This window comes from Variovorax multivorans (assembly GCF_051216835.1).
Taxonomy (GTDB): domain Bacteria; phylum Pseudomonadota; class Gammaproteobacteria; order Burkholderiales; family Burkholderiaceae_C; genus Variovorax.
The window spans coordinates 1-12,178 of record NZ_JBPJZL010000016.1; the positions used below are offsets into that span (position 1 = coordinate 1).

Annotated in this window: 12 protein-coding genes and 2 pseudogenes; 6 read left to right on the forward strand and 8 right to left on the reverse strand. The window is 60.8% G+C overall.

Going from position 1 to position 12,178, the window contains the following annotated elements; genetic code table 11:
- Positions 1-142 precede the first annotated feature (142 nt).
- A pseudogene (locus tag ACSFCA_RS30600) lies at positions 143-337 on the forward strand (transposase domain-containing protein); the annotation flags it as partial.
- 21 nt (positions 338-358) lie between these two features.
- On the opposite strand, the gene ACSFCA_RS30605 reads toward ACSFCA_RS30600, so the two are convergent.
- Positions 359-1,051, reverse strand: coding sequence for a hypothetical protein (locus tag ACSFCA_RS30605; protein WP_307695897.1), 693 nt, complete (start codon positions 1,049-1,051; stop codon positions 359-361).
- Between the two features lie 148 nt (positions 1,052-1,199).
- Between ACSFCA_RS30605 and tnpA the strand changes: the two genes are divergently transcribed.
- The 3 genes and pseudogenes from tnpA to tnpC all read left to right on the forward strand — a co-directional run.
- Entirely contained in the window at positions 1,200-1,601 is a 402-nt protein-coding gene (gene tnpA, locus ACSFCA_RS30610; RefSeq protein WP_435462195.1) for an IS66-like element accessory protein TnpA, read from the forward strand.
- A gap of 23 nt (positions 1,602-1,624) precedes the next feature.
- A complete protein-coding gene (tnpB, locus tag ACSFCA_RS30615) occupies positions 1,625-1,945 on the forward strand; it encodes an IS66 family insertion sequence element accessory protein TnpB (protein WP_435477463.1) in 321 nt (106 codons plus the stop codon).
- Between the two features lie 77 nt (positions 1,946-2,022).
- Positions 2,023-3,276: pseudogene (tnpC, locus tag ACSFCA_RS30620) on the forward strand (IS66 family transposase); the annotation flags it as partial.
- A 560-nt stretch (positions 3,277-3,836) separates the two neighbouring features.
- On the opposite strand, the gene ACSFCA_RS30625 reads toward tnpC, so the two are convergent.
- The 7 genes from ACSFCA_RS30625 to ACSFCA_RS30655 all read right to left on the reverse strand — a co-directional run bounded on the left by ACSFCA_RS30625 (position 3,837) and on the right by ACSFCA_RS30655 (position 10,901).
- Entirely contained in the window at positions 3,837-4,805 is a 969-nt protein-coding gene (locus ACSFCA_RS30625) for a TRAP transporter substrate-binding protein (RefSeq protein ID WP_435462193.1), read from the reverse strand.
- A gap of 55 nt (positions 4,806-4,860) precedes the next feature.
- Positions 4,861-5,013, reverse strand: coding sequence for a hypothetical protein (locus tag ACSFCA_RS30630; RefSeq protein ID WP_435477462.1), 153 nt, complete (start codon positions 5,011-5,013; stop codon positions 4,861-4,863).
- A 739-nt stretch (positions 5,014-5,752) separates the two neighbouring features.
- On the reverse strand, positions 5,753-6,058 hold the full coding sequence (locus tag ACSFCA_RS30635) for a hypothetical protein (RefSeq protein WP_435462191.1): 306 nt from the start codon (positions 6,056-6,058) through the stop codon (positions 5,753-5,755).
- Between the two features lie 88 nt (positions 6,059-6,146).
- Positions 6,147-6,926 carry a fused MFS/spermidine synthase gene (locus tag ACSFCA_RS30640; RefSeq protein ID WP_435462190.1) on the reverse strand — a complete coding sequence of 260 codons (780 nt, stop codon included), beginning with the start codon at positions 6,924-6,926 and terminating at the stop codon, positions 6,147-6,149.
- 55 nt (positions 6,927-6,981) lie between these two features.
- Positions 6,982-9,267, reverse strand: coding sequence for an NADP-dependent malic enzyme (locus tag ACSFCA_RS30645; protein ID WP_435462189.1), 2,286 nt, complete (start codon positions 9,265-9,267; stop codon positions 6,982-6,984).
- A gap of 84 nt (positions 9,268-9,351) precedes the next feature.
- Entirely contained in the window at positions 9,352-9,993 is a 642-nt protein-coding gene (locus tag ACSFCA_RS30650; protein ID WP_435462188.1) for a hypothetical protein, read from the reverse strand.
- Between the two features lie 137 nt (positions 9,994-10,130).
- Complete coding sequence (locus tag ACSFCA_RS30655; protein WP_435462187.1) at positions 10,131-10,901, reverse strand: YoaK family protein; 771 nt, start codon at positions 10,899-10,901, stop codon at positions 10,131-10,133.
- Positions 10,902-11,278: 377 nt separating this feature from the next.
- Between ACSFCA_RS30655 and fabZ the strand changes: the two genes are divergently transcribed.
- Both fabZ and ACSFCA_RS30665 read left to right on the forward strand, forming a co-directional pair.
- Complete coding sequence (gene fabZ, locus ACSFCA_RS30660; protein WP_435462199.1) at positions 11,279-11,716, forward strand: 3-hydroxyacyl-ACP dehydratase FabZ; 438 nt, start codon at positions 11,279-11,281, stop codon at positions 11,714-11,716.
- A gap of 64 nt (positions 11,717-11,780) precedes the next feature.
- The gene (locus ACSFCA_RS30665; protein ID WP_435462186.1) at positions 11,781-12,116 is read left to right on the forward strand and encodes a DUF167 domain-containing protein; all 336 of its coding nucleotides are present in this window, start codon (positions 11,781-11,783) and stop codon (positions 12,114-12,116) included.
- Positions 12,117-12,178: the final 62 nt, after the last annotated feature.

Below are 12,178 nucleotides of genomic sequence, written 5' to 3' on the forward strand. Positions count from 1 at the left end.
GTTCCTACGATCGCTGTGACTATGCGAAGTATCCCGGCTGCGCGTCGCGCCCGCAGTCGAGGGCAAGGAGACTGGCGACAGAGGAACACTTCGCATAAAAGCGCACTTCGCCTTATTTCTGTTATGCGAAGCTTCGCATAACCGCAAGAACTGGCTGTTCGCCGGTACGCTGATGGCGGGCCAGCGCGCTGCGGCCATCATGAGTCTGATCCAGTCGGCCAAGCTCAACGGGCACGACCCTTACGCGTACATCAGGGACGTCCTCGCGCGTTTGCCGACGCACCCGGCGCGCGACATCGGCGTATTGCTGCCGCATCGCTGGGCGCCATTGACCTGACGACGCCGGTCTCCAGCCGCCTCAAGCATCTGTTGCCTTGCTGCTTACTCCTGCGCGCCCGAAGATTTGGGATCGACGCCAAGTAGCAATAAATTCGCGGCTGCCATTGACCGCACGTGAGTAGAGCCACCACGGGGTCAACTTCTCATGCGGCATTTCCCAAATGGGTTTTTGCGCGTGCACATGCTCGTTGCCTATGAAGATGTACTCGTCACACGATTCGATGAGTGATGCTTCGTCGACACCAGTCACGCTGCCTCCGGCGTACGGTCGCTCTGAGTCAAAACGATGCGTGACCCAGCACGCAATGACGACATTGGGCCGGTACTTTTCGATGGCTGCGACCGCATCCAGCTTCTCTACGTTTTTGCCGTAGGGGACCGTCGGCTGACCGATCTGCGCATAGTAGGCCTTGAGCTCCGGATCCTCTTGCTGACGGTTATCAGTGGCAGGAATGGACAGTGCCTCAGCGAGGAGGCCGTGCCCAGCGCCAATCTCGATGGCGACCCTGCCTTCGATGCGAGATCGCAGGAAGTCACAGAGCTCATCGGTCGGGAAGCTGTAAACGCCTTGGCGTACGCCAAAAAGCAGCCGTTCTTGGGCGGTTGTCCCCTCGAGCGTGCGAGCGGAAGTAATACGGAGGCGCCCGCGGTCATCGAGTAGGCGACTCGAGATGTCCTGTACCTTTGTCGGGTCGATGGCAAAAGCGTCCATACATAGATTTTGAACTACGGCGACAGGACGATCTCCACAAGCAAGGACGCATCTAACCGCTTCGTCAACATGACTTCGCTGGCTGCTTACGATTGGTCGTTCGGTGCGCACGGCGGTCGTGTGCATCAAGAACTGCTAATGCACATCAATGAACGATCAAGACACTCCGAGCAAGCGCCGTCGGCGCGAGCACAGCCCGATGTTCAAGCGCGAACTGGTCGCGCGCAGCCTGGTTCCCGGTGCGTCGGTAGCAGCCGTCGCGCTGGAGGCCGGCGTCAACTCGAACCTGCTGTTCGCGTGGCGCCGGATGCACCTAAGTGCGCAAGAGCGGCCCCTCACACCAGCGCCAGCGGCTCCCTCGCCGATGCTGCTGCCCGTCACTATTGAAGCTGCGCCGGTCGGGGCACGCCCTTCACCCACGGCGGCGGCGCCTCGCCAACCTGCCGGGATTATCGAGATCGATGTCGGCGGTGCGCGGGTCCGACTTCGCGGTGCTGTCGACGAAGCCAGCGTGCGCCATGTCCTGCAGACGCTCAAGGCGCTGGCGTGATCGGCCTTGCGTCGAGCACCCGTGTGTGGATCGTCGCCGGTCATACCGACATGAGGAAGGGATTCAATGGCCTGTCGGCGATGGTGCAGACGGCGCTGCAGGCCAACCCCTTCTGCGGTCACGTCTTTGTCTTCCGCGGCCGACGCGGCGACATGCTCAAGGTGCTGTGGTTCGATGGCCAGGGATTGCTGCTGCTGGCCAAGCGCCTGGAGCGCGGCCGCTTTGTCTGGCCGCAGGCGCAAGGCGGCAAGGTCTCACTCACGTCGGCACAGCTGTCGATGCTGCTCGAAGGCATCGACTGGCGCATGCCGACTCGCACCGACCAGCCCGCGCTCGCGGCTTGAACCGCGCTCAAGAACTCGTCTTCTGAACGCACGGGTCCCGGTCAACTCCGGGCAGGTCCGATGGCATAGTAGAGGGCGTGCCGAACACCGCCAACGCGCCCCACACCGTCGACTCGCTGTTGCGTGTCGTGCAGGCGCGTGATGCCGAAGTCGTTCTGCTCAAGCTGCTCGTCGACAAGCTCAAGGTGCAGTTGCTGCGCCAGGTCCGAGCCCGCTTCGGTGCCTCCAGCGAACAACTGGACGACCCGCAGCTCGCGTTGATCGCAGACTTGCCGATGCACGAGCTTGCGCCGGTCGCGCAGACGCCAAAGGCGCAAGCGGCCAACAGCGAAGGCTTCGATCGCAGCCTGCCCGCGCACTTGCCTCGAGAGAACCATGTGTACCGGCCCGAGGCGTCGGATGCACGGCACGACGCCGCTGGCCAGGCCTGCGGCTGCAGCGCCTGTGGCGGCCGGCTGCGCCAGATTGGCCAGGACGTCTCGGAACAACTGGAGTACGTGCCCTCGCGCTTCAAGGTGATCCGCCACGTGCGCCCCAAGCTCGCCTGCATGGCGTGCGAGTCGATCTTCCAGGCGCCAGCACCGAGCCGGCCCATTGCCCGCGGCGTGGCCGGCCCTGGGCTGCTGGCCCACGTGCTGGCGGCCAAGTATTGCGACCACCAACCGCTGTACCGCCAGAGCCGCATCTATGCCCGCGAGGGCGTCCCGATCGAACGCTCCACGATGGCTGGCTGGGTCGGCCAGAGCGAGAAGCTGCTGGACCCGCTGGTTGCAGCGCTCGGGCGCTACGTGCTGGCAGGCTCCAAGCTGCACGCCGACGACACGCCGGTGGCGGTGCTCTCGCCCGGGCGTGGCCGGACCAAGACGGGGCGGCTGTGGGTCTACGTACGTGACGATCGCGCATCGGCGAGCACCGACGCACCGGCGGCATGGTTGCGTTACTCGCCTGACCGCAAAGGCGAACACCCCCAGGCGCACCTGAAGAACTTCAAGGGCGTGTTGCAGGCCGACGCATATGCCGGCTTCGCCAAGCTCTATGCAAACGGCAACGTCATCGAGGCTTCGTGCTGGGCGCATGCGCGCAGGCCGTTCTGGGATCTGCACGAGAGCCAGGGTCGAGCGCCGGGTTCGATTGCAGAACAAGCGCTCAGGCGCATCGGTGCGCTGTATGCGATCGAAGCCGACATCCGCGGGCGCCCGCCGGCCGAACGATGCCGGGAGCGGCAGGCGCGAGCCGGGCCGCTGCTCGAAGAGTTGTTCGCCTGGTTGCGAGGGATGCTCGCACAGGCGTCTGCCAAGTCGGAGCTCGCGCGCGCCATCGGGTACACGCTCACCCTGATCCGGCACAGCTATTCGCAGGCTTCAGCCTATGTGATCCTGCTTCACCGCTTCGACTGGGATCTGGCCTCTCTGGCAGAGCACCTCCGACTTGTCAGGGCCACGGTACGGAGCAAAGTGATTGCCAGCGGCGTGCACATGAGAAGCCAACCTTCGTTGTTCGACCAGATTCACTCAATCGAATTGGACTTCATTCCAACGATCGCTCGTCGCATAGCTCGTATGCCGGAAGCTGATCTGGGCCAAATTCAGCTTGGCTGGAGGTTTGCCGGGTCATTTCACTCCTACGTCACTGCATGACACAGAATAGCGCATCGGCTCGCTGACTGCTCCTGACTTCGAAAGGAGATCGAGCCCTTCGGTACCAATCGTGGCTATCGGTCGTTCCGGAAGAAGGGCATCGCTCACGAGAACTCGCTTGGCGGATGGCTTATTTCACGGGCGTCTTGATTAAGATGATCGTGCTGGGAAGCGCAGCGGGCTGGGTTGTCGCGTTATGCGGGCGCGACAGAAGCGTTTAGATCGTTTGAAGTACACCCCGCTGCCGCACACGACTAGTTGCGACCAAACCGCTTCAGGATGTCATCGGCGTCCGGTCCCACTTTCTCTTGCCATTGCCTGACGGCGCCAGCCGACGCCGCTCTCAGTGCACCTGTGACCGTTGACGGCACATTCACTTCAATCATGACGCCATTGCTGCGCATGATCCTATAGTTGTCTTCCATGCGGCTGCGAATGCGCTGCCACTGCGCTGCCTCAGTTTCGGCTGCTGCTTGGTCGACAGCCGTTCTACCGGTAGCGTCCAGGCTTTCATAGGCTGTCAGGTTGATCGTCGTGATTGAAATCGGCATGGCGTAGTTGATCTCCGTGAACGCCGGCAGGTATTGCCAGAGTTTTCGGCCGGCGCCGCCATCGCCGGAGGAGAGTACCGCGTCGATATCGCCGGCGGCAATGCGTGCCATCGCATCGGCGAACGAGATGTTGGATGCTCGGGCGCCCGCCGCGGTGAGGATAGCCTGCGACATGTCATCGTAAGTGCGGATGCGAAGCGCCCGCAGTCCATCGAGCGACGTGACCGATTTCAAGGACCAGATTCCCGACGCGGGCCACGGCGTGGTGTACAGCAGCTTTTGCCCGTGCGCCTGAAGGAACCGCTCGTAAGCGGGGCGTGCAGCCTTGAGAAGCGCTTCCGCGCGTGGCAGCGAATCGGCCAGGAACGGCAGCGACGACACGGCAAACAGGGGGTACTTGTTCGCCACACCGCCAGCAAAGGCGTCGGCTGCGTCGATCTTGCGCGCCTGGACAGCATCCACCATGTCGGCGGACTTGAATCCAGCGGTGGCATCGAAGCTGGTTTGGAACACCAACTTACCGCTCGTCTTCTGCGAAACCCGCTCCGCGAAGGATGAAATGCCGAGACCAGGCATCGAGGTGGCCGGGTATTCCGTGGCAATGTGCAGCGTTGTCGCTGGCTGAGCGCTGACGGTGATTGCAAACAACCCGGCAGCGAGGGCCAGAAGCAAGGATTTCGTCCTCAAGGGAATTCGAAGGGCGAATCTTGGCATGTCGTTTTCAACCTCAGGTGAAGGTGGCAACCATCACCGACATGATGCCAGCGATCCCGATCAATGCGTTCGCCAAAGAATTCCACTTGGCCGAACCGTGATAAGCACTGGGCGCCGACGTTGAAGCAATCCGGTCGCCGATGAAGGCCATGCTGATACGGATCACGACGTTGCATATGGAGCGTCAGGTCGCGCCGGTTATTTGCATGTCTGCGGCCGTGGCGTGTGGGCTCGGTGCTCTTCATTCCGTCCTTACGCTTTTACGTGTGGTGCGATAAGCTCCTCGCCCTAGGCTTGATCCAAGGCTCATCAGGAAATTCATTGTCTCAAGAGCATCTGGGATGTCTTCTCTCCATCTTCGTCCTGAAAATCGAGACCTTGGCGCCTCAAATGCCGATGGAGGCACGGCAACCGGCCTCTGGTCCCGGTTCGCTGAGTGGGGCCGCGCAGTTCGGCCCTTGCCGGATCAAATGGCTCCTGAATGGACCTGTTGCGGGACTCCCGTACGCGATTCCGTTGAGGGATATTTGGGGCGCATCGAGTCGTATGAGATATCGATCAACGCATGCACCCATTGTGGTGCGTTTTGGCTGGGTGGCTATTCATTGGCAACCTCGATGATGCGCTTTGAGCCGCTGGCTCAAGCGGATGCGGAAACCTTCCTCGCGGCCGCCCCAGGGGGCGAACGGCGGGCCATCATGCGAAGGTGGTTGATGCAATACCTTAAACAGGCAAAGTCACAGTCCGCTCAACGTTGAGTTATCAGCCGCGGATCTTGGGAGGTCTTGCGGTTGGCAAGAGGATGCCTCACTGAAGAGCGCCGCTTGAGATGAAAATCACAAGCTTTCTTTGGGTCGTTGAAGACAATCGTGCATGTGTAGCAGGGCCGGGATGCTGGACGCGGCTTAGAACTCGCTGAATTCCGTCTCGGCGCTGTGTTCGCGGTGTGACCAATCGGCGATGAAGTCCTCCGCTCTTTGGTGAAGTGAGGCGGTCGCGGCGTCGGCCTCGAGGAAACCCTTGGGCAAGGTGACCCGGCATCTGAAGATACCTGCCAGGAAAATTTCAACACGGCCCGTAAAGCACTGCTCAGCGGTGTCCCAGGTCATGTACGTGCGTATCAGCCAGTCATTGTTGCCCAAGCGCTTGGATTGAAGATCCCCAGCCATGACTACGTTTGCACCGATGGCCGCCAACCACATCTCATCCATGAATTTCGATGTTGAGTGGACCATCGAGCAAGCACGCTGCACATGACGCAGTTGCTGTCCCAGATCATCTGAATGATCGAATCAAATCTCATGTGATCGCTTTCAAGCCTGACTCACGATGCAGCCGTCCGACTTTCTTGATCCTGACGAAACTGGGCTCAAGTTGGCGCCACGCTTCGGGTGCCAACGTCGATGCGCAGTGCTTCAGATTGCTAAGAAGCAGCTTCAGCGGCGGTGCTTCCTTAAAGGCAAAAACAATGACGTTGTTGCACTCAAGGTCATCAACGGTAATGACGTGGCCAGCGAAGCTTCGCCCTATTCGTTCGAGGTGCGTCGGAAAGTGCTCGTGGCTAGCATGGAGGTTCGCCACCAGAACTCCACTGGGCTCCAGCCGTTCATGGCAGTTGTCATAGAAGGACTGCGAGGACAAATTCGGCGGCACGCCATTGGCATCGAATCCATCGGCCATGATCGCATCGAAGCGATACGGGGCTGTACGAACATAGTCAGCGGCATCCTCTTTTCGGACGTTGAATCGGTGATCGTCCCGAGGCACTGCGAACTCGTTTCGCAGTGCTATCACGTAGGGGTTGATCTCTAGCACCTGAATGCGCGTATCGGGCAGATGTCGGTAGCAGAATTTCGCCAGCGATCCACCACCCAATCCGACCATTGCGATGTGGCGGGGATTGGGGGAGAACAGCAGAAATCCCATCATGAGCCGCGTGTATGCCAGCATGAGGTCGTTCGGCCGATCGATCAGCATTCTGCTTTGAACGTCGCAAATCGAAAAATGCAGCGTCTTCGAGCTCAGCGATTTGTCTACGAAGGGGCGCGGGTGCTTACGGCATTCAAGGCGATCTGGCATCGAGGATTCAGAGAAAATGGAAATTGTGAGATGCGGTATTTGAATCAGGCGAAGGCTACTTCGCGCTATTGATCTCGGCGGTAGTCAAGGCTGTCATGTTGAAGATCCCGCGCACCGTTGCGGACGGCGTCAGGATATGAATAGGTCGTGCCGCCCCCAGCAGGATGGGACCGATGGTGATGCCGCCACTGGAGGCTGTTTTCATCAAGCTGTATGAAATGTTGGCCGCGTCAATATTGGGGAACACCAGCAGGTTGGCGTCGCCCGCCAGCACACTGCGTGGCATCGCAGTGGCACGCTGGGCCCCGTCAAGCGCAATGTCGCCTTGCATTTCGCCGTCGACTTCGAGCCAGGGCGCCTGCACGCGCAGCAGGTCGAGCGTCTTGCGCATCTTGATGGCGCTGGGCTCGTTGCTGGTGCCGAAGTTGGAGTGCGACAGCAGCGCGGCCTTCGGCTTCAGGCCGAAACGCATCATTTCCTCGGCCGCCATGCTCGTGATCTCGGCCAGTTCCTCGGGCGAGGGGTCGTAGTTGACGTGCGTGTCGACCAGGAACACCTGGCGGTCGGGCAGTAGCAGGCCGTTCATGCAGGCGTAAGTAGATGCGCCTGGATGCTTGCCAATTACCTGATCGATGTAATGCAGGTGCAACGCGGTGTTGCCCCAGGTACCACAGAGCATGCCGTCGACCTCGTCCTTGTGCAGCAGCATCGCGCCGATCAGCGTGAGGCGGCGGCGCATCTCGATCTTGGCGGTTTGCACCGTCTGGCCCTTGCGCTCGGTCATGCGGTGGTAGGTCTGCCAGAAGTCGCGGTAGCGGTGGTCCTGCTCGACGTTGACGATGTCGTAGTCCAGCTCTTCCTTCAGGCGGAGACCGAACTTCTCGATGCGCTGCGCGATGACGGCCGGGCGGCCGATCAGCGTCGGGCGCGCGATGCCTTCGTCGACCACGATCTGCGCGGCGCGCAGCACGCGTTCTTCCTCGCCTTCGCAGTAGGCCACGCGCTTCTTGCTCGCCCGCTTGGCCGCGTCGAAGATAGGCTTCATCGTCGTGCCCGAGGCGTAGACAAAGCTCTGCAGCTTGTCGCGGTAGGCGTCCATGTCCTTGATCGGACGGCTGGCAACGCCGCTATCGGCGGCGGCTTGGGCCACGGCCATCGCGATTTTGATCATGAGACGCGGATCAAACGGCTTTGGGACCAGGTACTCCGGTCCGAAGGACAGCTTTTCACCGACGTAGGCGGCTGCCACGCGCTCGCTCTGCTCGGCTTGCGCCAACTCGGCAATGGCGCGCACCGCGGCGATTTCCATCTCGTCGGTGATCGTGGTCGCGCCGCAATCGAGCGCGCCGCGGAAGATGTACGGGAAGCACAGGACGTTGTTGACCTGGTTCGGGTAGTCGGTGCGGCCCGTGGCCATGATCACGTCGGAGCGCACCGCATGGGCGTCTTCAGGGGCGATCTCGGGGTTCGGGTTGGCCAGCGCGAAGATCACCGGCTTGGCCGCCATCTTTGCCACCATCTCGGGCTTGAGCACGCCGCCGGCCGACAGGCCCAGGAACACGTCGGCACCCACGATCACTTCCGACAGCTTGCGCAGGTCGGTTTTCTGCATGTACTGGCGCTTGTCGTCGTCCATCAGCTCTTCGCGGCCTTCGTAGACCACGCCGGCCAGGTCGGTGACGAACACGTTCTCGCGCTTCAGGCCCACCTTGAGCAGCAGGTTCAGGCAGGCCAGCGCCGCGGCGCCCGCGCCCGAGGTCACCAGCTTCACTTCGGCGATGTTCTTGCCCGCCACCTTCAGGCCGTTGAGCATGGCGGCCGCCACCGTGATGGCCGTGCCGTGCTGGTCGTCGTGGAACACCGGGATCTTCATGCGCTTGCGCAGCTCGCGCTCGACGTAGAAGCAGTCCGGGGCCTTGATATCTTCGAGGTTGATGGCACCGAAAGTCGGTTCCAGCGCGGCAATGATCTCGACCAGCTTGACCGGATCCTTCTCGTCGATCTCGATGTCGAACACGTCGACACCGGCAAACTTCTTGAAGAGAACGCCCTTGCCTTCCATGACCGGCTTGGAAGCCAGCGGGCCGATGTCGCCCAGGCCCAGCACCGCGGTGCCGTTGCTGATCACGCCGACCAGGTTGCCGCGCGACGTGTACTTGAAGGCGTTGGCCGGGTCCTTGACGATTTCCTCGCAGGGCGCGGCCACGCCGGGCGAGTAGGCCAGCGACAGGTCGCGCTGGTTGACCATCTGCTTGGTCGCTGCGATGGCGATCTTGCCGGGAACGGGAAACTCGTGGTACTCGAGGGCGGCAATTCGAAATAGATCAGCGAGGCGAGTCATGACGTTTCTGTCCAGGGGATTTGAGGGGCCGGCGTCGCGGCCAGTCGCGAGAGGGCAACGGTGCCCGGAATCTGTTGATCGGGCTCATGACGACAGAGGCGTAGACCAAACGAGACGAACCAATCCATTGGCGATATGCGGCAGCCGCATGCCGGTTGCGAGCACATTGGCAGAGAGCCTGAGAGGCAGGGCACTCTTGAGTTGGGCGAACACGAAAAAAGAAACCTCCGAATCCAGCCGCCGGCGAAAAAGCCGGTCACTCTCCGCGAGCAATTGCGGGATTACTTGGCCCGCTCTGGTTTCGCGATCAAGGTAGATCCGTACGAGCCTGCCATCAGGGAGAGCCATTCGCGCGCATTCGGCAGAGCCCTCGGCGATCACTTCGAGGGCAAGGTCCTTCAATACGGGGTGCTCTTGGACGAGGTGCTTCAGGGTCAGGGTCACGATGGCCCGAAGCATTTCGGTATCCGGTAACCGAGCCTGACTGCCTCCGTCCAGCAGAGCGGCGAGGTCCGCACCGTCTTTCGGACCCGCGTATCGGATGCAACTCAAGCCAAGGGCTTCTTCGGTTCTGCAAGCTTGCGCAACGTCCGGTAGCTCGCGCGCCTGGCTGCAAACCAACTGCAGCCAAGCTACGGCGGCTGCAAACTGGTCAAGGTCGCATGTAGCCTCCGGGAACCAGTCGACAAAGAGCTTCGCGTCCACCGCATCGTCCTGCTCTCCCATGAGCGGCGATATCCATCGGATCTGGTTGCCCTGTTTCCAGATCGCGCCGAAAGGACGGCTCGCCCCTCCAGCCCGGGGCTGATAACGCAGAAGCTTGATGTGTCGATTGGATGCGGGATCTAATCCCCCAACAGCTGTCACGGCACATCCCCTCGCGAATCGTCCTCCATGGACCAGAGGTCTTGCAGCATCGAAGGCATAGCCAATACGATGAGCACCGCGGCAAAGGGGAGCGTCGTCACAAAGCCGACGGTTGTGAACGCAATGGCGCCAATGACGCTGCCTGCCACGAACAGGGCAAGGATCGTTGCGTAAAGCGCCAGCTTCCTGAAATCGGTCCTTGCAGCATCCTGGCTGTGGGCTCCTCTCGCTGGGTTGCCGTGAATCCATCGGCCGAGTTCGACACCGAGATCGGTGAGGACGCTCGTCATGTGTGTTGTCCGAATCTCGGTCCTCGAAATATTGCTGACGATCGCGTTCTGAAGTCCCATGCCAAAACACAGAAGCAACGTGGCAGACGGAACAAACCATTCGCCCAGAAAGTCGCGACAGCCGCCGAGCAAACCGAACAGCAAAAGCAGAGTAGCTTCCAGCAAAAGTGGGTGCGCAAGCTCCCAATGAAGATGCAAGCGACGCGCCCGAGCGATCAGTGCACCTGTCGCGGCCGCCCCAAACATGAACATGGCGAGCAATGCGACGCTGGCGAGCGCCCAGTCGAGATGGCCCGATGCCAGGTCGTCGGAAATGGTGGACACAGTCCCGGTCATGTTGGATGTGTACCGCTGCACTGCGAGAAATCCGCCCACGTTGATCGCCCCGCTCAGAAACGCGAGGGTGCCTGCCAGCTGGCGATCCGTCTTTCGGGAAAAGAGCAATTGGACGAGTGCTCGAGGAATATGCGCGCGCATGTGCGGTGGACAGACGTGAAGAACACTCGGCTCCAAGGGGTGGCGCAAATATAGTTTTCATTGTATATAATTGCAATTATCATTTCATTATCATGTTTGACTCCCGAGGATGGCCTTCGACTGTCATCCGGGCGTGTGCTGTGGCACCCAAAGGCGATGCTTGTGACTTCGATTCCCGTAAATGACATGCCGAGGACGCGGCGGTTCGGCACGCCGTGGCGAGGCGTGCGCGGAGTGAGTCGAGCGGCCGCCAACGTAGCTGCACAGGGCGAGCAAAATTCAGCGCCCGCGGGGGCTCTCCTCTGCGTCGGATGAACCCACGTAGCAACCTCCGCAGGCTCGCCCGTATTCCCCTTCTTTGAGGAGCTTGTGTGGAACTGGATATCTACGACATTCTCAAGAGGCTTCCTCACCGCTACCCATTCCTCTTGGTGGATCGCGTGGTGAAGTTGGAGAAAGGGCATCGGATCAAGGCGCTGAAGAACGTCACGATCAATGAAGCACCGTTCCAAGGTCATTTCCCGCATCGCCCGGTGATGCCCGGTGTACTTTTGCTTGAAGCCCTGGCGCAGACGGCCGCGCTGCTCGCATTCGAGACCTTTGACGAGACACCTGACGACACGAAGGTGTACTACTTCGGGGGAATCGACGCCGCTCGGTTCAGGAGGCCGGTCGAACCTGGCGATCAATTGGTGATGGACGTGCAGTTGGTACGCAGGAGGGCCGAGGTCTTCAAGTTCAGGGGAAGCGGCTTCGTGAGCGCAGAACTGGCAGTAGAGGCCGACTTGCTGTGCACAAGGGTCACCGTTGGGTAGCACACCTGTGACGCTTTCAACGACAGCCGCGGCACCTGAAACGGCGCGCAATCGACGCTTGAAGATGAACTCGTTCTACAGATGGGAAGAGGATGTGCTGGTCCTCAATATCCTGGGAACGCCCGGCGCGTCGAAAGATGCTATCGGGAAAGTCAAGGGCAATCAATTGAAGGTCAGCGTGACAGCCGCTCCGCGCGTGGGGCGAGCGACAGACCACATGGTTCGCTTCCTGGCAGGCGAGTTTGGCGTGTCGCAGTCTGACATTGAGGTTGTGTACGGGCGCAAGAACGTCAACAAGCAACTGCGGATCAAGGCGCCAGCCAGGGTGCCGGCATGCATCGAACCACCTGCCGTGAAATCCGCTGAGTGCGGTTCGACTCGCTCACCCCGGTCTCGCTGATGAGTGCACGGGGAGCTTGGTCGTCAGACTATGTACACGCGAGAAATGGTCAAGCACAAATC

Bases quoted from the DNA above. Each gene is read 5' to 3' on its own strand.
- ACSFCA_RS30605 (WP_307695897.1), bottom strand. From the start codon at position 1,051: ATGGACGCTTTTGCCATCGACCCGACAAAGGTACAGGACATCTCGAGT.
- tnpA (WP_435462195.1), top strand. From the start codon at position 1,200: ATGAACGATCAAGACACTCCGAGCAAGCGCCGTCGGCGCGAGCACAGC.
- ACSFCA_RS30635 (WP_435462191.1), bottom strand. From the start codon at position 6,058: ATGGATGAGATGTGGTTGGCGGCCATCGGTGCAAACGTAGTCATGGCT.
- ACSFCA_RS30640 (WP_435462190.1), bottom strand. From the start codon at position 6,926: ATGCCAGATCGCCTTGAATGCCGTAAGCACCCGCGCCCCTTCGTAGAC.
- ACSFCA_RS30645 (WP_435462189.1), bottom strand. From the start codon at position 9,267: ATGACTCGCCTCGCTGATCTATTTCGAATTGCCGCCCTCGAGTACCAC.
- ACSFCA_RS30650 (WP_435462188.1), bottom strand. From the start codon at position 9,993: ATGGGAGAGCAGGACGATGCGGTGGACGCGAAGCTCTTTGTCGACTGG.
- ACSFCA_RS30655 (WP_435462187.1), bottom strand. From the start codon at position 10,901: ATGCGCGCGCATATTCCTCGAGCACTCGTCCAATTGCTCTTTTCCCGA.
- ACSFCA_RS30665 (WP_435462186.1), top strand. From the start codon at position 11,781: ATGAACTCGTTCTACAGATGGGAAGAGGATGTGCTGGTCCTCAATATC.